The 23,074-nt window shown below is 44.5% G+C and carries 22 protein-coding genes; 9 read left to right on the forward strand and 13 right to left on the reverse strand.

Features of this window, described 5'->3' with window-relative positions:
* Positions 1-159: 159 nt before the first annotated feature.
* The 12 genes from LAJ61_RS01265 to prmB all read right to left on the reverse strand — a co-directional run bounded on the left by LAJ61_RS01265 (position 160) and on the right by prmB (position 13,576).
* Positions 160-1,071, reverse strand: a complete 912-nt coding sequence (locus LAJ61_RS01265) for an MFS transporter (protein WP_224054175.1) — start codon at positions 1,069-1,071, stop codon at positions 160-162.
* A complete protein-coding gene (locus tag LAJ61_RS01270; RefSeq protein WP_224054176.1) occupies positions 1,064-1,630 on the reverse strand; it encodes an MFS transporter in 567 nt (188 codons plus the stop codon). Before LAJ61_RS01270 ends, LAJ61_RS01265 begins: the two co-directional genes overlap by 8 nt.
* Positions 1,631-1,790: 160 nt before the next feature.
* A complete protein-coding gene (locus LAJ61_RS01275; RefSeq protein ID WP_224054177.1) occupies positions 1,791-3,458 on the reverse strand; it encodes an ATP-binding cassette domain-containing protein in 1,668 nt (555 codons plus the stop codon).
* Entirely contained in the window at positions 3,455-4,153 is a 699-nt protein-coding gene (locus LAJ61_RS01280; protein ID WP_224054178.1) for a Hint domain-containing protein, read from the reverse strand. Before LAJ61_RS01280 ends, LAJ61_RS01275 begins: the two co-directional genes overlap by 4 nt.
* Before the next feature lie 21 nt (positions 4,154-4,174).
* Positions 4,175-5,197 carry an ABC transporter permease gene (locus LAJ61_RS01285; RefSeq protein WP_224054179.1) on the reverse strand — a complete coding sequence of 341 codons (1,023 nt, stop codon included), beginning with the start codon at positions 5,195-5,197 and terminating at the stop codon, positions 4,175-4,177.
* Positions 5,197-6,246, reverse strand: coding sequence for a microcin C ABC transporter permease YejB (gene yejB / locus LAJ61_RS01290; RefSeq protein WP_159374976.1), 1,050 nt, complete (start codon positions 6,244-6,246; stop codon positions 5,197-5,199). Before yejB ends, LAJ61_RS01285 begins: the two co-directional genes overlap by 1 nt.
* Before the next feature lie 34 nt (positions 6,247-6,280).
* Entirely contained in the window at positions 6,281-7,081 is an 801-nt protein-coding gene (gene gloB, locus LAJ61_RS01295; RefSeq protein ID WP_224054180.1) for a hydroxyacylglutathione hydrolase, read from the reverse strand.
* Between the two features lie 30 nt (positions 7,082-7,111).
* Entirely contained in the window at positions 7,112-8,983 is a 1,872-nt protein-coding gene (locus tag LAJ61_RS01300; RefSeq protein WP_224054181.1) for an extracellular solute-binding protein, read from the reverse strand.
* A 166-nt stretch (positions 8,984-9,149) separates the two neighbouring features.
* Positions 9,150-10,253 (reverse strand): 3-phosphoserine/phosphohydroxythreonine transaminase, encoded by a 1,104-nt coding sequence (serC, locus tag LAJ61_RS01305; RefSeq protein ID WP_224054182.1) that lies wholly within the window; start codon positions 10,251-10,253, stop codon positions 9,150-9,152.
* A gap of 121 nt (positions 10,254-10,374) precedes the next feature.
* A complete protein-coding gene (locus LAJ61_RS01310; protein WP_224054183.1) occupies positions 10,375-11,223 on the reverse strand; it encodes a hypothetical protein in 849 nt (282 codons plus the stop codon).
* A gap of 75 nt (positions 11,224-11,298) precedes the next feature.
* Positions 11,299-12,402: a chorismate synthase gene (gene aroC, locus LAJ61_RS01315; protein WP_224054184.1), complete on the reverse strand. Its 1,104-nt coding sequence runs from the start codon at positions 12,400-12,402 to the stop codon at positions 11,299-11,301.
* 154 nt (positions 12,403-12,556) lie between these two features.
* Positions 12,557-13,576, reverse strand: coding sequence for a 50S ribosomal protein L3 N(5)-glutamine methyltransferase (gene prmB, locus LAJ61_RS01320; RefSeq protein WP_224054772.1), 1,020 nt, complete (start codon positions 13,574-13,576; stop codon positions 12,557-12,559).
* A gap of 685 nt (positions 13,577-14,261) precedes the next feature.
* Here prmB and LAJ61_RS01325 point away from each other — a divergent pair.
* Positions 14,262-15,734 (forward strand): L,D-transpeptidase family protein, encoded by a 1,473-nt coding sequence (locus LAJ61_RS01325; RefSeq protein ID WP_224054185.1) that lies wholly within the window; start codon positions 14,262-14,264, stop codon positions 15,732-15,734.
* A gap of 186 nt (positions 15,735-15,920) precedes the next feature.
* Here the strand turns inward: LAJ61_RS01325 and LAJ61_RS01330 are convergent, their stop codons facing one another.
* Positions 15,921-16,133, reverse strand: coding sequence for a hypothetical protein (locus tag LAJ61_RS01330; RefSeq protein ID WP_224054186.1), 213 nt, complete (start codon positions 16,131-16,133; stop codon positions 15,921-15,923).
* A gap of 424 nt (positions 16,134-16,557) precedes the next feature.
* Here LAJ61_RS01330 and LAJ61_RS01335 point away from each other — a divergent pair, with 424 nt between their 5' ends.
* From LAJ61_RS01335 to yaaA, 8 genes are all read left to right on the forward strand, one after another.
* Positions 16,558-17,016 carry a hypothetical protein gene (locus tag LAJ61_RS01335; RefSeq protein WP_224054187.1) on the forward strand — a complete coding sequence of 153 codons (459 nt, stop codon included), beginning with the start codon at positions 16,558-16,560 and terminating at the stop codon, positions 17,014-17,016.
* A 145-nt stretch (positions 17,017-17,161) separates the two neighbouring features.
* Entirely contained in the window at positions 17,162-17,590 is a 429-nt protein-coding gene (rpsF, locus tag LAJ61_RS01340) for a 30S ribosomal protein S6 (protein ID WP_007114929.1), read from the forward strand.
* A gap of 15 nt (positions 17,591-17,605) precedes the next feature.
* Positions 17,606-17,833, forward strand: coding sequence for a 30S ribosomal protein S18 (rpsR, locus tag LAJ61_RS01345; RefSeq protein ID WP_036594162.1), 228 nt, complete (start codon positions 17,606-17,608; stop codon positions 17,831-17,833).
* 15 nt (positions 17,834-17,848) lie between these two features.
* On the forward strand, positions 17,849-18,307 hold the full coding sequence (gene rplI / locus LAJ61_RS01350; protein ID WP_060994380.1) for a 50S ribosomal protein L9: 459 nt from the start codon (positions 17,849-17,851) through the stop codon (positions 18,305-18,307).
* A 275-nt stretch (positions 18,308-18,582) separates the two neighbouring features.
* Positions 18,583-20,004 carry a replicative DNA helicase gene (dnaB, locus tag LAJ61_RS01355; RefSeq protein ID WP_099834203.1) on the forward strand — a complete coding sequence of 474 codons (1,422 nt, stop codon included), beginning with the start codon at positions 18,583-18,585 and terminating at the stop codon, positions 20,002-20,004.
* A gap of 27 nt (positions 20,005-20,031) precedes the next feature.
* Positions 20,032-21,117, forward strand: coding sequence for an alanine racemase (gene alr / locus LAJ61_RS01360; RefSeq protein WP_224054188.1), 1,086 nt, complete (start codon positions 20,032-20,034; stop codon positions 21,115-21,117).
* Between the two features lie 126 nt (positions 21,118-21,243).
* Positions 21,244-22,164, forward strand: a complete 921-nt coding sequence (argF, locus tag LAJ61_RS01365) for an ornithine carbamoyltransferase (protein WP_007114922.1) — start codon at positions 21,244-21,246, stop codon at positions 22,162-22,164.
* A 97-nt stretch (positions 22,165-22,261) separates the two neighbouring features.
* Complete coding sequence (gene yaaA / locus LAJ61_RS01370) at positions 22,262-23,068, forward strand: peroxide stress protein YaaA (protein WP_224054189.1); 807 nt, start codon at positions 22,262-22,264, stop codon at positions 23,066-23,068.
* Positions 23,069-23,074: the final 6 nt, after the last annotated feature.

Consider the following 23,074-nt stretch of genomic DNA (forward strand, 5'->3'; position numbering starts at 1 on the left):
CGATTGCGCCCATAGAATAGCAATTAGGGGCAATCGGGTTAAAGGATTAAAATTATCATAAAATTGAGTGAAATAAATCACCACGCTACCCATCGTTATGGCTTGGCAACTTATACTGACAATATAGTATCAACAATATGGGCAAGAATATAAGCGCGACTACTGGTATAGTCCTTTGCCATCAAATCGGTGCAACCGCAAAAAATACAGCCCAGATAAAATCGTCATGATACCCAATATGATAAAACTGTATGAAAATGCGGTTTGCGTCTGTGCCAGCGAAGCGCGAGCGGGCGTCAGTAAATGTAGCAGCATCGCCCCAAAGCCAATCCCAAAACTAATCGCCAATTGCTGGTTGACCGCCAATAAACTATTGCCACTGCTGGTTTGACCTGGGCGAAGCCGTGCGATACTGATGGTGTTCATCGTGCTAAATTGTAGCGAATTACACGCCCCCATAAAAGTCAAAAATGGCACACTTAGCCAAATCGGCGTGGTTTGATTGAGTTGTGATAGCAGCATGATATTGACGCCAATCAACAAGGTATTGCCCACCAATGTTCTACGATAGCCAAATCGCTTCACAATACGCGTGACTAGCGGCTTGGTCAACAGCGCGCCCACCGCAATCGGTGCCAACATCCAACCCGCTTGTGACGGCGAATAGCCCAGCACCACTTGTAGCAGTAGCGGCAGTAAAAAAGGAATCGCACTCATCCCCAAACGGGTTAGCAAATTGCCAACGATGCCCACGCGAAAGGTACGCACTTGAAACAAATCCAAGCCAAATAGCGGTTGTTGTCCATTACGCGATTCTGAGTATTTGGCGTGATAATAATAGCCAATAAGCAGCATAATCGCCAATAAAGCAACCATCACGGGAAAAACCGCTGAAGCCAGATTATCGGCATGAATGTTATTGGCAAATTCGAGCGCAAAGGTAAAGCTTGCCATCGCGCCACCAAACAGCAAAAATCCAAGCAAATCCATGCTAGGATTGCGCTGTAGATAGTTGGGCATCAGTTTCCACCCTGCCCACATCCCCAACGCCCCCATGGGAATATTAATCAAAAAAATCCAATGCCAGCTTGCAAGCTCCACCAAATACCCCCCCGACCAAAGGTCCAATCACTGGCGCAATCATCGCAGGCATCACCGCATAATTCATCACCGACAGCATACGCTCTCGTGGATAGCTTTTAATCAGCGTTAACTTGCCCACAGGCATGAGCATCGCACCGCCCAATCCTTGCACCACGCGAGAAAAAATTAGGCTATTGAGCGTTGGTGACACCGCACACATCATCGAGCCTGCGGTAAACACGCCAATCGCCACCATAAAGGTGGTCTTAGTGCCATACTTATCGGCAATAAAACCACTAATCGGGGTAAAAATTGCCAAAGTGAGCGCATAGCTAATCACTGTCCACTGCATTGATAACGCAGGCTGATTCAAATCATGCGCCATCGCAGGCAAAGCGGTATTGAGCACCGTTGAGTCTAAGATTTGCATAAACAAGGCGATTGCCACCACGATTGGCAAATATTTGGTTTGCGCGGGGGTCAAGGGCGCTATAGCAAATAGCTCATGCTGTGGCTTTTTGTCTTCGGTAATGATGGAATTTGGCATGGTTAACTTTTAACAATGGCTAAAGGGGCTGTAATTAAGTGCTTGTTATAAAATCACTAGGGTTAAATGACTAGGATAAATTGGCTATAACCAAGCAAACTTAGGTAACAACGTGTTTCACGATAATTGTTGGCTTTCTAATGTTTTGACAGCAAACCGTCTAGTTTTCACCGCTGTGCGCAATTAGGGCAGTCACATACTGATTTTGTGGTTGGCTGAAGATATTGTCTGTCGTATCATACGCTTGTGTTTCGCCATTTTTCAATACCAGTATCGTTTGGCACAATGCCTTAACCACCTGCAAATCATGGCTGATAAAAATATAGCTTAAGCCGAATTTTGCTTGAATATCTCGCAATAATTTGACCATTGCCACTTGGGTGCTGCTATCAAGCGCTGATGTGGGCTCATCGAGTAACAAAATTTTGGGCTTCATCACCAACGCCCGCGCGAGTGCCACCCGCTGACGCTGACCGCCTGAAAGCTCATGCGGATAACGGCTGATAAAATCTCGTGGCAACCGCACCGTGTCTAAGGCCGCTAATACCGCTTTTTCACGCGCCGTTTTTGCCATACCTTGGATGGTTAGCCCTTCTTCAATTATTTCAAATACACTAAACCGTGGATTGATACTGGCATACGGGTCTTGAAATACCATTTGCATATCCGAGCGATACGGCAAAAAGGCTTTATTCGACAACGCTAAAACGTCCGTCATGTGAGCATTGGCTGACAGCAAAATCTGACCTTGCACCTTGGCAGCATTCGCCAATAATTTGATGAGCGCCAAAGCCGTGGTGGTTTTGCCAGACCCAGACTCGCCCACTATACCCAAGGATTGCCCCTGCGCAAGGGTCAAATTTAACCCTTTGACCGCCTCAAACCATTGGGTGGTTTGACCCAATATATTGTTTTTTTGGGGGAAAGCGATGGTTAACTGTTTAACTTCTAAAACGCTGGGTGAATTGTCAATGATTGGCAAGCTTTGTCCAAAATCTTGATAAATCAATGAGCGCGTATAATCCTGTTGTGGCTGGTCAAAAATCGCTTGGGTCGCCCCCTGCTCCATGACCTTGCCTTGCTGCATGACGATGAGGTTGTCGCTGTAGCGTTTGACAAGGTTTAAGTCATGGCTAATCAAAATCATCGCCATGCCCCGCTCTTTTTTTAGTCGATGCAGTAACCGCAAAATCTCATGGCGTAAAGTCACATCTAGGGCGGTGGTTGGCTCGTCTGCGATAATAATGTCAGGGTCTTGCGCCAGTGCCATCGCTATCATGACACGCTGTCGTTGTCCACCCGAGAGCTCGTGCGGATAGCGCGCAAGTTTGCTTTCAGGGTCGGTAATATTGACTTGGGAAAGCAGCGCTAGGGTACGCTGTCGCCAGTATTTTTTTGCCACGCCAGCTAAACTTAACGATTCGGCGATTTGTTTGCTCACCGTGTGCAAGGGATTTAAGGCGGTCATCGGCTCTTGAAAAATCATGCCGATGCGTTTGCCACGGATTTGGCGGAAGATATTTTCGTTTTGCTTTCTGCTTTTGGAATAAGTGCTTAGGGTATCGTTTTCAATGGGTAAAATGATTGGTTTGGGGTTTTGCGTATGACTAACATTATCGCTAACATCAGTTAAAGTGGCTTGTCCTGTGATGCTTAGGCTATTTGGTAGCAGTCCGAGTAAGGCAAGGCTTGAGATGGATTTGCCCGAGCCTGATTCGCCAACGATGGCGAGCGTTTCACCTGTGTGGAGTGTGTAGGATAAATCGTCCACTAAGATTTGATTGGCGGATTTTATCGTTAGGTTTTCAACGGTTAGCAATTCACTCATTCATTGTTTCCTTGAATGGTTGAATCGCCTACCCATAAGCCTTGTTCACCAACAGAATAAGTATGAAATTCTTCAACTTCGATATTATAGACATCAGTTAATAAGACTTTATCTTGTGCATATTTTCCAATATCTCCTTTTTCTTCATAAGTTAAGGTAATTCCATTATTTGGCTTATATTTAGCAAAGATAAAGGGATCAAAATAACTAATGATTGAATCAGATGAAATTTTAAATATCGTTTCAATTTTAATTGGTGATGATGAACTTAATGGGGCGTCGCAAAAGCCAAAAATTTCACCTTTACTATTATGCGTTTGGAAAATTTGATTATTAGCTAAAAAAAAATGTCGTTGTTCATTCTTTTTAGATAATACAACTGCATCTCCCATTACTAATTTTTTATTTTCAGACCATTTATTTTGTGATTTTGTCCAAAATAATTGTTCCTTAGTTACTATCAGATAACTTAAAGTTGATTCAACATTATCCCATTGGTCGTCAGCACAATAGGTCATTCTGAAAACTTCCTGATTAGGTATTTTAAAAACTTGTAAAACTTTTTTAAAAATCGGTTCTATGCTTAAATCACTTTTATGTCGGGATAAAACTAAATCCCCAACTTTTAAATTTTGAATTGGAATTAAACCTTTATCCGTATGCACCAACGTACCCGCCGCAAAACCCGAACTCATATTTTTCTCCTTTTTATCAAATCACGATTGCCGTGGGTCAAACGCATCTCGCAGCGCTTCCCCAATAAAAATCAACAACGACAACACAATCGTCAAACTAAAAAACCCTGCCAAAGCCAACCACGGTGAATCCAAATTATCTTTTCCCTGTGAGACTAGCTCCCCCAAAGACGGCGACCCTGCAGGCAAGCCATAGCCCAAATAATCAAGCGTGGTGAGTGCCGTGATATTTGCCGTCAAAATAAACGGCAACTGCGACAGGCTCGACGACATCGCATTGGGCAAAATATGGCGAAACATAATCTTGGCATCTGACACCCCCATCGCCTTTGCCGACCGCACATAATCAAAATTTCTCGCTCGCAAAAACTCGGCACGCACCAGACCAACCAGCCCCATCCAGCCAAAGAGCAGCATCAGCCCAAACAACACAAACACACTCGGGCTAAACAAACTGACCAAAATAATAATCATAAACAGCTGTGGCAGACCACCCCATACCTCCATCAACCGCTGCCCGACTAAATCCGTCCAGCCGCCAAAATACCCTTGCACCGCCCCCACCGCAATACCAATGATTGACCCTGCCACCGTCAACGCCAACCCAAATAATAGCGATACACGCAAGCCATACAATACCCTTGCCAGCACATCTCGACCTTGGTCATCGGTACCGAGCCAGTTTTGGGCATTTGGCGGCGCAGGAAACGGCACATCACGACTCACACTTGGCGTTTGGTCGGCAAATGGTATCACCGGCTCAATCATGTAGCCATGCTGGTTGATTAGGTTTTTGACCACAGGGTCTTGGTAGTTGGTTTCGGTTTCGAAGACACCGCCAAAGGTGGTTTCGGGGTAAGACTTGACGATGGGAAAATACCAGTGATTTTGATAATTAACCAGCATCGGCTTGTCATTGGCGATAAGGTTTGCCCCCATGCAGGCAAGGAAAATCAGGCTAAACATGATGAGCGAAAAAAATCCCAACCGATTACGCTGAAAGCGGTGAATGCGGGCTTGCCAAACAGGATGTTTTATCAGCATTAGCGACCCTCAAAATCAATACGGGGATCAATGAGATGATACGTCACATCACTTATCAACTGTAAAATCAGCCCCATCAAGGTAAAAATAAACAGCGTGCCAAAAATTACCGGATAATCGCGTTGCCCAATCGCTTCAAACCCCAGTCGTCCCAAACCATCCAAATTAAAAATTACTTCAATCAAAAAATTGCCGGTAAAAAATATTCCTACAATCGCCGACGGCAAGCCTGCAATAATAATCATCATCGCATTGCGAAATACATGACCGTATAGCACTTTTTTCTCGCTTAACCCTTTACTGCGAGCAGTCAACACGTATTGTTTGTTCAATTCTTCCATAAAACTAAACTTGGTCAAATACGCAAGACCTGCAAACCCGCCAATCGTGCTTGCTGTGATGGGTAATGCCAAATGCCAAAAATAATCTTTGATTTTGCCAAACGTGGACAGCTTATCAAAATTCTCACTCACCAAGCCTTGCAGCGGAAAAATCTGCCAATAACTCCCCCCTGCTAACATCACCAATAACACCACCGCAAGCACAAACACAGGCACGGCATAACTCACCGCAAGCAGCAATGCGGTGGTTTTATCCATCAGTGAATTATGTCGTCTGGCTTTGGCAATCCCAAGCGGCACAGCGATTAAATAAATCAGTAGCGTACTCCAAAGCCCTAGCGAAATCGACACGGGCATTTTATCCAAAATCAACTCGCCCACAGGTTTGCCTTTAAAAAACGAGGTGCCAAAATCGCCCTTGGCATAGCTTGTCAGCATGAGCCAAAATCGCTCGGGCGCGGATTTATCAAAGCCGTATTGTTTTTTGATAGCCTCGACCATGTCTGGCGATAAACCGCGACTGCCTTGATAAGTGGTCGTTGACAGCTGGGTTTGGGTGGCGCCCTGTTTTTGTTCTGCTTCAATTTGAGATATTTTTTGCTCGACAGGACCGCCAGGCGCCGATTGAACAATGGCAAAATTGGTGAGCAGAATCAAAAACAAGGTAGGGATGATTAATAACAGTCGTTTAAGAATATATTTGCCCATGGTTATCCCTCATTATTAGCCTGAATCGTTAGCCTTAAAAGTTATTTTTTAGTTGACGTAAGGCTTTAAATATCTCAAACGGGCTGTCATCCTCAATTCCTGTCTGCGTTTGTACGGTTTTTATCATCTCATCACTGGGTTCAATCACTGCACGCATAAACGGATTGATGGCTTTTTCATCGGCAAGCGTGGTCGGCAAGGTTGGCGTATTTTGCTGGCGTAACTCACTGTCATGCGCTATTGCCTGTGCAATGGCTGGGTTATTGGGCTCGATAAACTGGGCAAAGTTAAGATTTGACAAAGTATACTCATGGGCAGGATAAAATAGCGTTTCATCATCATGTAACTGCGCAAAACGCTCAAAGCTTTCAAACAACGTTTCAATCGTGCCGGTGAAAACACGGCCACACCCTGCCCGAAATAGCGTATCCCCACAAAAGATATGCAGACGGTTATCAAGCGTCACTAAGTATGCTAAGTGATTTTCGGTATGCCCTGCCACCTGCCACACCTGCACAGGACTACCCCAAGCGGTTAATTCGCGCCCTTCAGCCACGGAGATTAACTGTGTGGCATTGATTAACGGGTGAATATTGGCATGCGCAAAAATCTGTGCGTTTGGAAACGCATTTGCCAATGCTGTTACGCCGCCGATGTGGTCGCTGTGATGATGGGTCACCCATATTTGGGTGATGGTTAGATTTTCACGGTTGACAAACTCTAAAACAGGCTTGTCATCGCCAGCATCGACAATAATCACTTCGTGTGTTTCATCATTGATAATTGCCCAAATGTAGTTGTCAGTGAAAGCTGGGATTGGGTGAATTTTTAGCATTGTTTTATTCCTTATTATTTTCCTAACTTATTATTTTCCTAAGTACTGCATGACTTGTGCTTGTTTGTCTTTGTTCGCCCACCAATAATCGATACCGATGGCATTGCTTGGCAGCGGCCCATGCTCATAAAATTTCCAATACGCCACATTGTCAGTATGCTTGCCATAAGTCGGCACGACATAATAGCCCGCCCGTAGCAGACGGTCTAATACCTTGCTGTATAGCACAATATCGTCACGATTCTTCGACACTATGAGTTTGGCAATCACCACATCAATGGCTTTGTTTTTGATACCTGCCGAGTTTTGGTTGCCTTTTTCGTCTGCGGCTTGTGAGCCCCACATATAGGTCTGCTCTGCGCCAGGTGACAAACTTTGGGCAAACATATCGATAATCATGTCGTAGTCGTATCTGCGAGTGCGCTCCAGGTACTGGGGGACATCGGCTTGGCGAAAGCTGGCATCAAACCCGAGTCGTTGCAGGTTACGTAAAAAAGGTAGCACAATGCGCGCATTCTTGTCATCGGTGGATAAAAATTCCAGTTTGGCCGGCTGACCATTGGGCTGATACAGCTTCATATTTTGGTATTTAAAACCCGCTTGCAGCAGCAATTCACGCGCTTTTAACAAATTGTCGCGATTAAATCCATCGCCAGTTGATTTGGGGGCCTGCCAATCGCTTAAAACAGCCTGTCTTTGAATGGGCTCAAGGTCAGGTAATAGCGGATTGATAACCGCCAGCTCTTGGGGTGTCGGTGTGCCGGTTGCGGCAAGCGCTGACCCATGAAAAAAGCTTTGCAAACGTTCATATTGGCCATAAAACATGGTTTTATTGAGCCATTCAAAATCATACGCCAGTGTCATCGCTTGGCGCACCCGGATATCTTGAAAAATCGGTCGGCGCAAATTCATCACAATCGCTTGCATCGGTACGGGGTTGTTATTGGCGATTTGCGCTTTGGTGATCATGCCTGCTTTGACGGCAGGAAAGTTATAACCCGTCGACCATGTCCGCGCCTTGTTTTCGGCACGGAAAAAATATTCGCCTGATTTAAAACCTTCAAATGCCACTTCGGGATTTTGATAATATACATACTTAATTTGGTCAAAATTATAACGACCGACATTCACCACCACGCCTGCATCAGGTTTGGCACCCCAATAATTGGGGTCACGCACATAAGTAATGGCGCGTCCTGCATCGATTGTGCCGACTTTATACGCCCCACTGCCCATCAGTGGCGTCAGTCCGACTTTATCAAAATAGCCATCAATCGATTTTTTTGACCAAATCGGCATTTGCGCGACGGTCAGTTTGATTTCTTGGTTGTCTTTGGATTTAAAAATAAATTTGACGGTTTGTCGATCGATCACTTGGGTTTCTTTGACATCCGACAGATAGCTACGCATACTCATCACGCCTTTTGTGAGTAGGGCATCCATACTGGCTTTGACATCTTGCGCCGTCACAGGCGTGCCATCCCAAAAATAGGCTTTGGGGTTGATGTGATAGATAACCCAGCTTGGGTCATCTGGGTCATAAGTGACTTTATCCGCCAGTAGTGGGTACTGCACAAACGCTTCAGAAAGCGAGCCTGTCATCAAACTTTCAAACAAATAATCGGTGCCGGTCACAGGTGTACCGACATCAATCCATTTATTAATACTGTCAAAGGTGCCGATGGCAGATAGGCTCAGCACACCGCCTTTGGGGGCGTTGGGATTGGCATAAGGTAAATGAGAGACATGGGCAAATTGTGCGGTGCTATTGTGAGCGATAGATGTGCCAGTAATGATAGCGGTATTGGCAGCGGACGCGACCACTAATAAGCCCAGCACCCAGTATTTTTTGCCGAATGTCTGGCGAGTGACTGCCCTCATCCAGTGGGCTGGTTTTATCATCCTGTCTTTTTTCACTTGCATCCCCCTGACCCCTTCAACTATTTTTCAGAAAACCTTGGTATTGCTAGCTGTTATCCCTCATATGCCCCACACCCGCTAACTATAAAAAAGACTTAACAAGCATTTTAGCTGTTAAGTCTTAATGTAGCATGATTGTTAAATCTTTTTATACGCTAGTTTGTTCAAACTGCTGCATAAATTTGATTAATTTTTCAACGGTCGCCAAATCAATCGCGTTATAAATACTGGCGCGCATGCCGCCCACTGTACGGTGCCCTTTAAGATTCAAAAATCCTGCTTCGTCGGCTTTAGCTAAGAAGGTTTTATCAAGTTGACTATCTGCCAAGGTGAAGGGTACATTCATGATTGAGCGGTTGTCTTTGTTGACAGGGTTTTGGTAAAAATCGCTTTGGTCGATAAATTCATACAGCTTTTGCGCTTTTAACAAATTTTGTTGATAGATTGCCTCGACACCCCCTTGCTCAAGCAACCATTCAAACACTAAACCTGCCAAATACCAAGAAAAAGTTGCTGGCGTATTGACCATCGAATCATTGTCGGCTTGGTTTTTATAGTCCAAGATACTTGGGCAAACCAAGTTGGCATGACCGATCAAATCATCACGGACAATCACAAGCGTCAAACCCGCAGGACCAATATTTTTTTGCGCACCGGCATAAATCAGTCCAAATTTTGATACATCTATTGGGCTAGAGAGGATGCAAGATGACATATCCGCCACGATGGGTACATTCACCGCTGGCACATCAAACATCGCCAAACCATTAATGGTCTCGTTGGGGCAATAATGGAAATAATCGGCGTTGTCATTAAGTTGCCAGCTATCACGTGGAGGCACAGTGGTATAGTTGCTGTCTTTGGCAGAAGCGACGACATTGATTTTGCCTAGCCCTGCTTGCTCATAGCGTTTGGCTTCGCTGATAGCTTTTTTAGACCAAATGCCGGTGTCTAAATAATCAGCTTCCCCTTTAAGTAAATTCAATGGAATGGCTGAAAACTGCAGGCTTGCGCCACCTTGCAAAAATAGCACTTTATAATTGTCAGGAATGTTCATCAGCTTGCGCAAATCCTGCTCAGCTTTTGAGGCAATGCCCACAAATTCACTGCTACGGTGGCTCATCTCCATCACCGACATTCCTGAGCCCTGCCAATTTAACAATTCGGCTTGCGCTTTTTGCAGCACCGCAGTCGGCATAGATGCGGGGCCTGCACAAAAGTTAGCAACACGTTGATCAAAGCTGACACTCATAGCACGTTCCTTTTTATCGTGTGAAATGTTATCGTGTGAAATGAAATAAAAAAATACTTTACCACAATATGGCTAGTCGATGAATCATAAAGATGAGTCATCAATCGGCAGCTCATTGCACTCAACTTGATAGCAACTGCCAAAGTTGGCGTTTTAGGCGATAATCATCAAGCATATCTAGCAGATAAGGCAGACGCTGTATCGGTTGTTCATCCAAACAGTCAGGCAATGGCGTCAATGCCCCCACCTTAGGATTGCCTTGATTGATACGGTATAAAAATCCTGAAAACCCTGCGACTGCCATCGGGTAGCTGCTCATTAATTGCACCGTCGCTTTGGGTAAATGCTGGCTATCGGTGAGCAAGGGAAACTTGAAAAAATGCACTGACGCTTTGAACCCACTGATGATTTGTTGCCATAAATACTGTTGGCGGCTGTCTGTCTGCAAAAAATGACTGTCAAGCACCAGTGTCCACTCACCCACCACTATCGCCTGCAGATCAAAACTGGCAGTGAGTAATTCATCATTGAGCTGTTCATTATTGAACCGTTCATCACTATGCCCGTCATCACTGTACCTATCACTATTTGGCGCAGGGTCGCTTTTTAAAGGTGAATGATGGGGTAAAGCTACATCATGGGGGTGAAAATTTGCCAGACTCGCTGGGGGTAATTCTGCTACGCCCCCAACGGCATCATCCGCAATAACAGGATGATTGATGTCTGACGTTATATCAATGGGCGCAAGTTTGCTCGTTAACCCAGTTTGAGCGGGCTGTAACTGCTGTGGCATGGCAGCAAGCGTCTCAACCGCTTGATAGGAAGAAACAACCTCAAAATCTTCTAGATTAGCAAACGTTTTGACAGGGCAATCTTGGCGCACCCAACGCGTAACACCCATCTGCGCCAGTATTTCGCTTTGCCAAGCATCGTACTGCTGCTCATCAAGGGTAAGGTCAGATACAGTCATACCAATGTTAACTCAAGTTGAATGGGGCAACGCATTGTGGCAACCTTATGGCAACCAAATACCCCTAGTAAAAAATTATACAATCGGAGCGAGCGGCACAGTGACATCTGCGTTTTGCCCACGATGACGCAGATAATGGTCTAACAGCACAATGGCAAGCATGGCTTCTGCTATCGGCGTAGCACGCACACCGACACAAGGATCATGCCGACCTTTGGTTAGCATCTCTACTGCATTGCCGTGAATATCAATACTTTGACCAGGCGTAGTGATACTGGCAGTAGGTTTTAGCGCAATACTTACTACAATCGTCTGACCCGATGAAATTCCCCCTAAAATTCCCCCGGCATGGTTGGCATTAAAGCCGTGCAAGGTTAACTCGTCGCGAGATTCATGCCCAAACTGTCCCGCCACTGCCATGCCATCGCCAATTTCAACACCTTTGACCGCATTGATACTCATCATCGCATGGGCGATATCGGCATCAAGTCTGTCAAACACAGGCTCACCCAATCCCACAGGTACACCAGATGCCAATATGGTAAGCTTTGCGCCACAACTTGTCCCTTGCTCACGGCATTGGGTAATCAGTTGCTCAAACTTTGGTAAGGCGTCTATATCCGCACAAAAAAATGGGTTACTGTTGACAAATTCCCAATCGATCGTATTTTCAGGTATCTGTTTGGCAACCACATCACCAATCTGGGTCACATAACCGCGAACTTCTACCCCTAGCCGTTGTTTCAAATATTTCTTGGCAATCGCACCCGCTGCCACTCGCATTGCCGTTTCGCGCGCTGATGAGCGGCCACCACCACGATAATCGCGAAACCCATATTTCATGCTATAGGTATAATCGGCATGGTTGGGACGAAAGGTGTCTTTAATATCGCTATAATCTTTGGATTTTTGGTTGGTATTGCGAATGAGTAAGCCAATAGAAGTGCCTGTCGTTTTACCTTCAAACACGCCAGAGATAATTTCAACTGCATCGTCTTCACGGCGCTGGGTCGCAAATTTTGAGGTACCGGGCTTACGACGATCCAGGTCTATTTGCAGATCTGCTTCGGTTAAAGGCAACCCTGGTGGCACACCGTCAACGATTGCCATAAGTCCTGCGCCATGTGATTCGCCACAGGTGGTGACGGTAAAAACTTGCCCGATGGTATTGCCTGCCATTTACGCTCCGCTTACTATTTCATGAATGCTTACAAATAAAATAATAGGTTTGTTGCACCCTGTTCATATATTGTTTTTTTAGCCATTATCTAACTTATTAAATCAACAAGCCCAATCAACAAGTTAAAGATAGCAACCCCAAACAACTGCTTACTTAAGAAGCACTCACATACTGCTCAAAATATGCCCGATTTTCCATCAATTCATCATAATCCATGGCAAAAATCCCATGCCCGCCATGTGCAAAGGTTAACCAATCAAACTGGATTTCAGGATAGGCTTGGCGCAGTGCCCATTCACTATCCCCCACCTCGCACACTAGCAAGCCGTCACGAGTCAGATAATCTGGGGCGTTGTATAAAATATGATGCACCAAATCCAAGCCATCTTGTCCCGCTGCCAACGCATGGTCTGGCTCATGCAAGAACTCGGGTGGTAAATCTGCCATCGTTGCCGCATCGACATACGGCGGGTTGGTCACAATCAAATCATATTGATTTTCTGCAGGCACTTTTTCAAATAAGTTTGACTCAATCAAATTGACCTGATGGTTCATGTGGTGATGTTCCACATTGACCGCTGCCACTTCTAGGGCGTTTTTATCGATATCACTGGCATCGACCATTGCATCAGGGAAACGGCTTGCCAAGGCAATGGCAATACAGCCTGACCCTGTACACAAATCGAGCATACGCTCTGGTTGTGCTAACTGCTTATCATACAATCCGTGGTCATGAAATTTTTTGTCATTAGTAGTGCCACTGATTTTTTCAACCAAATCATTCGGCTCAAAATACGGATAAAACTGCTGGCGAATCAGCTCAGCAATCGGTGAACGTGGAATCAATACCCGCTCATCCACATAAAATGGCAAATCGCAAAAATAAGATAAATTAATTAAATAACTCAAGGGTTTACGTTCTACGATACGGCGCTGCAACAATGTCAACACTTCTGATTTTTCGCTATTGGTCAGGCGACAATCTAAAATTTGCTCATCGGCAGACCAATCAAGCGACAAGGTTTGTAACACAATGGCAGAAGCTTCAGCAAACTCATCTGTGGTGCCTTGCGCGACTACCACATCATGCTCGCGTAATTTACTGACCCCAAAACGGATAAAATCGCGAATCGTTTTTAGAGTTTGGTGGGCTTCAGCAAACTCTTGTTGCATGGTGTCAAAGATGTCATCTGATTCGCTTTCTTCATCCATATCAAGTGCTTGCAAATCGATTTGCAAATCGTCAAAGTTTTGTGAATCTTGATTTTGGTCAAAAGATGGCGTGTGAGAAACATTGGCTGATGCAAATGGCGATGATGACATAGTGGTTAACCTAAAAAATTTTAAATTAAAATTATAATATACTTTGATTTTTTTACAAATTATTTAACGAGCTAAAGTTATTTAACAACCTAAAGCTTCGCAGATTTGTACCGTTGAATGTTTAATCATTGAGTTATCCAATAAACATTGCAAGCATGCCTATTCCAAACAATACAAAACATTTTAAACACTTTTTTAGCTTAACCTTACTATAAAAATACCGCTTGGTTAAAAAATTTTACCATTGTCTATGGTGCGATTTGTTAATGTTAGACTTAAAGCATGTAAATTCGCCTATGGGACAATTTATCTATACAACAATTTAACGGCGTAAAAATTAGGTGTGCAGCGAGGTTCTATGGCGCAAGGTTGTTAAACACCTTGGCAAACGCTACTTAGATTGCCGTGCTACCAACAAATGAGCCATCGCCCGAAAAGTTGGTTTTTATAGTATAATTGCTGCCAATTTATGCTTTTATTGTACGTTATATTGTCCCTTATTTTTATTTGTTATTGCCCATTATTGAGTCAATCTATGAAAAAATTTGTACTATCTACCCTAGCTTGTCTGATTGCCAATCAAGCATTTGCAGCCACCAACACGGTCTCAGACACCACTACCGCCAAAACGGCACCCGCCACCAAAGCTGTGACCAAAAAAACCACCACGACTAAAACTGCCACCACGAAAGCGGCTAGCGCCTCTACCGCAGCCGCGACTGCTAAAAAAACCACCACCGATAGCAAAACGGCTAAAAAACCAGAAAGCAAAACCGCAACGACTACTGCTAAAAAACCGCAAACAGCCAAGCCCGCAGCTAGCGTCACACAATCTACCACCATGCCGAAAGTCGCCTCGGCTACTGCGGTGACGGCGGCAAAACCAACGCCAGCAGCAACCGATATTCCTTTGACCGCAATCCCAGCCACTACCACGGCATTGGGCATTAAAGAAGATGCCACCCAAACAGGTATCGACAGTGACTATACCTCGGGGGCAGGTGTCGCAGGCGCGAGCTCTGAAGAGCTCAACAGTACCACGACGGCTGCGCCAACTTTTGACCCGACAACAGTGGGTAACAATAAAACAGCAACGACACCTGCCAGTTTTTCTAACCTAAATTTGTCTGACTACGCACAGCTAGTCAATAGTGCCGACTGGAAACCCGGTCAAAATGTTAATTCAGCAACGACCTTAAAACTTCAAGCCTTGTTAGATTGGAATCATGCTTCACCGGGTCCGATTGATGGCGGCTGGGGTATGAATGCCAAAAAAGCGCTCAAAAATTTCCAAGCCATGCACGGACTACCCCAAGATGGTCGTATGAGTGCAGAAGTTTGGCAACGCTTAAACGCAAAAATCCCTGCCAATCAGCCTGTCTTGGTCGGTTATACCTTGACGCAAGAAGACATTAAAGGTCCTTATCAGCCAACACCGAGTGGTAGTGAAGCCAAATCTAAAATGAAAGGTCTATACTATCAAGACGTCCAAGAAATGTTGGCTGAACGTTTCCACATGGATATTCGCTATCTTAAAAAGCTTAATGGCGATAAAAAATTCACCGTGGGTGAAACCATCACCGTATTTAACCCAGGCACGCCGCTCAATGAGAAAATCACCCATTTGGTTGCCAAAAAAGCGGACAATATCTTGTACGCTTATAACGGTGACAAGCTTATTGCCACTTATCCTACCACGGTAGGTAGTAGCGACACCCCATCACCCACTGGCAGTTTGACGATTGTCAATCGCGTCAAAAACCCTTGGTATCGCGCCAGTAGCGGTGAAGGCAAAGATAAAAAAGTGTTTATGTTGCCGCCAGGACCCAACGGTCCAGTCGGTGTGGTATGGATGGGACTGAGTAAGCCATCATACGGCATTCATGGCTCGCCCGTTCCTGAAGGCATTAGCCGTCAAGCCTCGCATGGCTGTGTTCGCTTAACCAACTGGGATGTGCTTGAAGTGTATGCAAATGTTAATACCGGCACCAAAGTAGATTTACAGTAGCTGTTGAGCCACAGGGGTTAGCACCACAGTTTAGCGTGAGTGCTATACACTTTTAACCTTATTAGCCATAAAAAAACCGCTTAGCTATTGTTAGTTAAGCGGTTTTTTTAGTTAAACGGTTTTTGCTATGTATTAGTTATCTAGTGAGCTGCTGCATTATCAAATGCGCCATTTAGGGTATGACAGTTATGGTGTGACAGGAGTTTTATTCATACCCATACTCTGTAGTTTTTTTACCACTATCCAAGCAATCGGAATTGACAGCACCAGCCCTATAATGGCTGCCGTCACAATGTGTGGCGCCTCATCAAAACCTGTTACCAATGCAATGGTCATTAAAACGCCGATAGTCACACCAGAAGCGATTGTAAAAATTGCGCTAAATAATTGCCAGTTCATAACAACTCCTTATCATTGCGTAAATAGATGTATTTGTTACGTATAGTTATAGTCCAATTCCACACTCAAAACAAGGAAAAAAAAGATTAAACAAATGCACAATCTAAAACAATTGGTTATCAATTCCACATTTTTAGTAAGGTTTAATTTGAATCAAATCTATTGAGAAATCTAAAAAACTCGCGTTTTTTTCCGACTAATATCATCGATATCGAGGAATTTAATTGGCTTTGTAAGCATTAATGAAAAAAAATTCCACCCAGTTTTTTAAGTTTGATGGCACATTTTTTAGTAACTATTTTTAGTAACTATGACCCAATAACATGACTTGGCTAAAAAATTTGGGTAAAAAAATTTTCTGTAATCTGCTATGTTAGCGATGTTTATCAATTATTTAACACAGTAAAGGATAGGAGTATTTGATATGCATCAACAATTTTCTTTTTTCGCCGCTATTAAGCAATCTACTAAACGCCTAGCTAATAAACGCCTAAGCCTAGGAAATGCCGCTGCACTGATTGGCGCAGCCCTAGCCTTGGGCGGTTGCGCCTCTACCACAGGTACCGGTGTGATGGATGCTAATAGCACCATCGGCACTGCTAACAATGTTGGCATGGCGATATTTAAAGCCGCGGTCAATCAACAATGCCAGACTCAATTACAAAATAACCAATACTGGCGCCTGGGCAGTGTGTTGATGACTTCCGACAAGCAAGCAGAGGTAGCGAGCAATGTCTGTAGCTGCGTCAGCGAAAAAGCCCCGCAGTCCGTCACCATTGTCGATTTGACCACAGCAGCAGTCGACCCGACCGCGCGCAATGCCATTGTGGCGCGTGCCGTATCGAATACCTTGCAGCAATGTGTGGGCGAATTTGTTAAGTAAATATTAACTTGCTACTGAGTGCGCGCTACTATATAATAGCGCACCTTGTTTATACCAATATAGTTAGATGATTCTAACTTAGGTGCATTCAATCTCCTTGCTGTTGACACGGGGTCAACGGCTGTTTAATCCGTGAGGAGTCTTTATGAGACATTATGAACTGGTATTATTGGTTCACCCAGACCAAAGCGACCAAGTGGTTGGCATGGTTGAGCGTTATATCAACTTAGTAAAAGAACAAGGTGGTGCTATCCATCGCCTAGAAGATTGGGGTCGTCGTCAATTAGCTTACCCAATCAACAAAGTTCACAAAGCTCACTATGTGCTATTAAACATTGAAGCGGGTCAACAAACGCTTGATGAGCTTGAAGAATTATTCCGTTATAACGATGCTATCATCCGTAGCTTAGTTATCCGTCGTGACGAAGCGATTACTGAAGAATCACCATTAGCAAAAAGTGCTGAAGAAAAACGTGCTCGTAAAGCTTCACGCCGTAACGATACAGCTCAAGATGACTATCAATCAAATGATGATGAGTCAGAAGTTGATGCTGAAGACAACAACGACGAATAATTAAGGAGACTAATCATGGCACGTTTTTATCGCCGCCGTAAATTTTGCCGTTTTACTGCTGAAGGCATTACCCATATCGATTATAAAGATATCGAAATCCTAAAACAGTATGTCACTGAAAGTGGCAAAATCGTACCAAGCCGTATCACTGGTACTTCAAACAAATATCAACGCCAATTGGCTGTAGCAATCAAACAAGCGCGTTATCTTGCGTTGGTTCCTTACACTGACAGCCAAAAATAAACCGAGGAGTGATATATGCAAGTTATTTTATTACAACGTATCGCTAACCTAGGTAAACTAGGCGATACTGTTAATGTAAAAGCAGGTTACGGCCGTAACTTCCTTGTACCACAAGGTAAAGCATTACCAGCCACTGCTTTTAACATCGAAAAATTTGAAGCACGTCGTGCAGAACTTGAAAAAGTAGAAGCTGATGAATTAGCCGCTGCTAATGCCCGTGCTGAAGCGCTACAAGACGTCAATGTTATCATCCGTGCAAAATCAGGTGATGAAGGCAAACTATTTGGTTCTATCGGTACGCGCGATATCGCCGATGCATTAACCAAATCTGGTTTACCTGTTGACCGTTCAGAAGTTAAATTGCCTGAAGGTGCATTACGTCAAATTGGCGAATACAATGTTGATATCCAATTACATCACGATGTAATGACCAACATTCAAGTCACTATCTTGGCAGAAGATTCAGCTGCTTAATTGATTATTGACTTATCAAAAAGAGATGGCTTTGCTGTCTCTTTTTTTTATTATTTGCGGCGTAAAAATTCAACAAAAAAGCCTAAAATTCAAGCTGATTTCATTCAAAAAAATTGCCGATTTTTTATATTTTTCTCATTAGAATTTGGATGGTTTTTTCGGTATATTGACTGTTCTATTTCGATGCGCGTGTTAGACTCACGATTTGCAAGCGATAACTTTTAGCAAACTTTTGCCCTTTCAAACTATTTAAAATAACTTTATCACAGGTCATCATGGCAGACGATAAAACCAAAGAGAACGATCTTAAGAATACTTCGCTGACGCAGCACCAACCGCACAGTATGGACTTAGAAAAGTCCGTCCTAGCGTCGCTGATGAGCCTTGAAGAGTCGTTTGATCGCATCTCAGATATTATTACCAAATATGATTTTTATGCCCAGCGCCATCAATATATTTTTGATGCCATCTCTCATCTTGCCAATGCCAATGAGCCGTATGATGCCACCATGGTGATGGACTGGCTCGATATGCAAAAACTGCTTGAACCTGCGGGGGGTAGCGATTATCTAGGCGATATCCTATCACAAAGCCCAGCGACGCTGTTTAACTTGACTGCTTATGCGCAGCGGGTCAGGGAATTTTCGACCTTACGCCAAATCATCAAAGCCGGCAGTCATATGCTAGAGCTTGCCTTTGACCCAAAAAATCAAAGTGTCAGTGATATTTTAGACACCGTTGAAAGCGAAATTTTTGCCATCAATGAAACCCATAGCCGTCAGTCTAAACACAAGGGTCCTACCCAACTGAGCGATGTTATTACCAATGTCGTCAACAATATCCAAGAACTTAAAGACCATCCTGAAGGCATGATTGGGCTTAAGACCCCGTTTGAAGAACTCAATAACAAAACCCAAGGGCTACAAGCAGGCGATCTCATTATCGTGGCAGCGCGTCCTTCGATGGGTAAAACCACGTTTGCGATGAATTTGGCAGAGAGTATTTTATTTCATACCGATTTACCTGTAGTGGTGTTTTCAATGGAAATGCCTGCCGAGTCAATTGTGATGCGTCTATTATCCTCTTGGGGGGCTATCAACCAAACGCACTTGCGCTCAGGTCAAATGAACGAAGATGAATGGGGTAAACTTTCTAATGCCATCGCCCATCTGCATGCTAAAAAACTGTATATCGATGACAGTACCGCGCTACCGCCATCTGAGGTTCGCTCGCGCTGTCGCCGTATTGCCAAAGACAATGATGGCAAACTTGGGATGGTAATGGTCGATTATCTACAATTGATGAAAGTGCCAGGCTTAGGCGACAACCGCGTGGGTGAGATTTCGGAGATTTCACGAAGCTTAAAAGCGCTTGCCCGTGAGATGAACTGCCCTGTGGTCGCTTTATCACAGCTCAATCGAAGTTTAGAAAATCGCCCTAACAAACGCCCAATTATGTCGGACTTACGGGAGTCGGGTGCAATTGAGCAGGATGCTGATTTGATTATGTTCATTTATCGCGATGAGGTTTATAATGAAAACAGCGATGCCAAAGGCACAGCTGAAATCATTATCGGTAAACAGCGTAATGGACCTATTGGGACAGTGCGCCTGTCCTTTGAAGGGCAATTTACCCGTTTTGGTAACTTAACCCCTGAATTTTACCAAACCGCTTCCTTTAGCGAACCTGATGAATAAAAATTTTACTGCAACAAGGTCAAGATTGTGCGTCAAACCAGCATCACCATCGATTTAGCAGCGCTTAGCCATAACCTACAACGCGTCAAAGATTATGCCCCGACAGCCAAGGTATTAGCCATGGTCAAAGCCAATGCCTACGGGCATGGCGCAGTCAACTGTTTACCCGCCGTAGCACAAGCCGATGCCCTAGGTGTCGCTTGTTTGCAAGAAGCAATAGAACTGCAACAGGCGGGCTGGCAAAAATTAATGGTAGTGATTGAAGGCGCGTTTTCATTAGCAGAATGGCAATATTGTACAGCGCATCAAATCCAATGCGTGGTGCATCACCAACGCCAATTAGACTGGGCGTTGCAGCAGCCTGCAAAAACGGGGGCAACCGTCTGGCTAAAACTAAACACTGGCATGAACCGCCTTGGCTTTACATCGGGTGAAATCAGGGAAATTGCCAAGCAACTCACTGAGGCAGGTTACGAGATTGTTTTGACCACCCATTTTGCCAACGCTGATGCCATCGATCATCCCAATAACCAACAACAATTTGAGTTATTTGATTCAACCTTGCAAATGCTACGTGACCAAGTAAACCCAGCGATTAAAGGCTCTTTGTGTAATTCAGCAGGGATTGTCAACTGGTCAGACCGCCATTATGATTGGGTACGCCCAGGCATTATCTTGTATGGGGCAACGCCTGTAAATCATGCCACTGCCAAACAGCTAAATCTGCAACCTGTCATGCATTTTAATGCCAGTATTATGGCAATTCATACGCTAAAAGCGGGCGATAGCGTGGGTTATGGTAGTCGCTGGACTGCCCAAGCCCCAGCGTGCATCGGCATTGTCAGTGTGGGTTATGCCGATGGTTATCCAAGGGTGATTAGCGATGATGCGTATGTCGTGGTCGCAGGTCAACAGGCGCCTATCATCGGTCGCGTGGCGATGGATATGTTGATGGTTGATTTGACCCATACTACTGAGGTAAACCTTGACTGCCCTGTCCAGCTTTGGGGTAACGCGCCGAGCATTGATGAGGTGGGTAGCTGGAATGATACCATTAGCTATGAGCTGTTAAGTGTGGTCACCCGACGCCCAACGTGGATTTATCAGTCGTAACTGTTAACTATGTGACGGATGTTAAAGTGACACAAATGCGTCAATTTGCTAGACAGTTTGGATAAATCCGCTATACTGATAGTTTACTGTAATGTTTATTGACAAAATTGGGATGTAGGACAGGCAATGAGTACCCGCCATTTTTTGACGTTATTGGATTTTAGCAAAGAAGAATTGATGCAAGTGATTAAACGCGGCAGTGAACTGCGTTTGATGCAGCATGAAGGGGTTATTTATCAGCCTTTTGTCGGTCGTACCTTGGGGATGATTTTTGAAAAATCGAGTACCCGTACCCGTATTTCGTTTGAAACAGGGATGGGACAGTTTGGCGGCCATGCCATATTTTTATCACCTCGCGATACCCAGCTTGGTCGTGGCGAACCGATTGAAGACTCAGCACGTGTCATCTCACGCATGGTCGATATCGTCATGATTCGCACCTTTGAACACAGTATTGTTGAAAAATTTGCCCAGTATTCGCAAGTGCCTGTTATCAATGCACTCACCGATGAACAGCATCCTTGTCAGCTACTAGCCGATATCCAAACCTTTATGGAACACCGTGGCAGCATCGAAGGCAAAACGGTGACTTGGATTGGGGATGGCAACAATATGTGCGCTTCTTTTATCCATGCCGCCCATCAATTTGGCTTTCAATTGCGGGTTTCCGCGCCTTATGGGTTTGAACCCAATGCCGACCTCATCAAACAGTATTCGCACTGTGTCGAGCTGGTCGAAGATGTTAATGAAGCGGTCAAAGGCTCGCATTTGGTTGCCACCGATGTATGGGCAAGTATGGGACAAGAAAGCGAGCAAAATACTCGTGCGCGGCGATTTGCCCAGTACATGGTGACCCGCTCATTACTGGATAAAGCCGATCCAGACGTCTTGTTTATGCATTGTCTGCCTGCCCACCGCGGCGAAGAAATCTCCTATGATTTGCTTGAGGATCCGCGCGCTGTGGTGTGGGATGAAGCCGAAAATCGTCTGCATGCCCAAAAAGCATTGATGGAATTTTTGTTAACCGATAAAATCAAACTCGCCTAATCTATGTGGTCTGGGCGTTATCTTTGCGCCCTGCACTACCATTATCATTATTTTAACGACTCTAATTGTTAACCGATAAAGCAAACGGAACATAGCCATGTACTTTGTGCTCTCGCCTGCCAAAAATTTGAATGAAAAAAATGATTTACCTTTCGATTTTAGTCAGCATTATAGCCAGCCTGCTTTGATGGCGCACGCTTGCGAATTGATGGGGGAATTAAAAACATTAGCACCAACCGATTTGTCGGCGTTGATGAGTATCTCAGGTAAACTTGGGCAATTAAATGCCGTGCGCAACCAAAATTGGCGATGGGATACTACCCAGCCATTTAGCACTGATCATGCTGATATACCTGCTAAAGCGGCGCTGTATTTATTTGATGGCGATGTCTATACAGGTTTGGCAGCGCAGCAAATGACTGAACAACAAGTCCATTATGTCAATGAGCGATTAGGAATATTGTCTGGATTGTACGGCTTGTTAAAACCGCTTGATTTGATGCTACCCTATCGCCTGGAAATGGGCACAAAACTAAAAAATCCCAAAGGTGAGAATTTATATCAATTTTGGGGCGATACGATTGCCGATTTAATCAATCAACGCATGGCAGAAAATAAACATAAAGTTTTGGTAAACTTGGCTTCCAACGAATACTTCAAGTCGGTCAATCCCAAAAAAATCAATGCAGAAATTATCACGCCCCGTTTTGAAGACGGCAAAGATGGTGTATATAAGGTGGTAAGCTTCTATGCCAAAAAGGCACGCGGGTTGATGGTGCGTTTTGCCGCTGAAAATCAGCTGACAAACGCGCAACAGTTAAAAGACTTTAACTTGGAAGGCTATCAGTTTGTTGAAAATGCTTCCAGCTCAACTGAGTATGTTTTTAGACGGGATAATGATTAACTGCGC

Source organism: Faucicola osloensis (assembly GCF_020041925.1).
Classification (GTDB): Bacteria; Pseudomonadota; Gammaproteobacteria; order Pseudomonadales; family Moraxellaceae; genus Faucicola; species Faucicola osloensis_D.

What these genes read in the sequence shown, in the direction of transcription:
- LAJ61_RS01270 (WP_224054176.1), bottom strand. Translation starts at nt 1,630, where the DNA reads ATGCCAAATTCCATCATTACCGAAGACAAAAAGCCACAGCATGAGCTA.
- LAJ61_RS01275 (WP_224054177.1), bottom strand. Translation starts at nt 3,458, where the DNA reads ATGAGTGAATTGCTAACCGTTGAAAACCTAACGATAAAATCCGCCAAT.
- LAJ61_RS01280 (WP_224054178.1), bottom strand. Translation starts at nt 4,153, where the DNA reads ATGAGTTCGGGTTTTGCGGCGGGTACGTTGGTGCATACGGATAAAGGT.
- LAJ61_RS01285 (WP_224054179.1), bottom strand. Translation starts at nt 5,197, where the DNA reads ATGCTGATAAAACATCCTGTTTGGCAAGCCCGCATTCACCGCTTTCAG.
- yejB (WP_159374976.1), bottom strand. Translation starts at nt 6,246, where the DNA reads ATGGGCAAATATATTCTTAAACGACTGTTATTAATCATCCCTACCTTG.
- gloB (WP_224054180.1), bottom strand. Translation starts at nt 7,081, where the DNA reads ATGCTAAAAATTCACCCAATCCCAGCTTTCACTGACAACTACATTTGG.
- LAJ61_RS01300 (WP_224054181.1), bottom strand. Translation starts at nt 8,983, where the DNA reads ATGATAAAACCAGCCCACTGGATGAGGGCAGTCACTCGCCAGACATTC.
- serC (WP_224054182.1), bottom strand. Translation starts at nt 10,253, where the DNA reads ATGAGTGTCAGCTTTGATCAACGTGTTGCTAACTTTTGTGCAGGCCCC.
- LAJ61_RS01310 (WP_224054183.1), bottom strand. Translation starts at nt 11,223, where the DNA reads ATGACTGTATCTGACCTTACCCTTGATGAGCAGCAGTACGATGCTTGG.
- aroC (WP_224054184.1), bottom strand. Translation starts at nt 12,402, where the DNA reads ATGGCAGGCAATACCATCGGGCAAGTTTTTACCGTCACCACCTGTGGC.
- prmB (WP_224054772.1), bottom strand. Translation starts at nt 13,576, where the DNA reads ATGCAACAAGAGTTTGCTGAAGCCCACCAAACTCTAAAAACGATTCGC.
- LAJ61_RS01325 (WP_224054185.1), top strand. Translation starts at nt 14,262, where the DNA reads ATGAAAAAATTTGTACTATCTACCCTAGCTTGTCTGATTGCCAATCAA.
- LAJ61_RS01330 (WP_224054186.1), bottom strand. Translation starts at nt 16,133, where the DNA reads ATGAACTGGCAATTATTTAGCGCAATTTTTACAATCGCTTCTGGTGTG.
- LAJ61_RS01335 (WP_224054187.1), top strand. Translation starts at nt 16,558, where the DNA reads ATGCATCAACAATTTTCTTTTTTCGCCGCTATTAAGCAATCTACTAAA.
- rpsF (WP_007114929.1), top strand. Translation starts at nt 17,162, where the DNA reads ATGAGACATTATGAACTGGTATTATTGGTTCACCCAGACCAAAGCGAC.
- rpsR (WP_036594162.1), top strand. Translation starts at nt 17,606, where the DNA reads ATGGCACGTTTTTATCGCCGCCGTAAATTTTGCCGTTTTACTGCTGAA.
- rplI (WP_060994380.1), top strand. Translation starts at nt 17,849, where the DNA reads ATGCAAGTTATTTTATTACAACGTATCGCTAACCTAGGTAAACTAGGC.
- dnaB (WP_099834203.1), top strand. Translation starts at nt 18,583, where the DNA reads ATGGCAGACGATAAAACCAAAGAGAACGATCTTAAGAATACTTCGCTG.
- argF (WP_007114922.1), top strand. Translation starts at nt 21,244, where the DNA reads ATGAGTACCCGCCATTTTTTGACGTTATTGGATTTTAGCAAAGAAGAA.
- yaaA (WP_224054189.1), top strand. Translation starts at nt 22,262, where the DNA reads ATGTACTTTGTGCTCTCGCCTGCCAAAAATTTGAATGAAAAAAATGAT.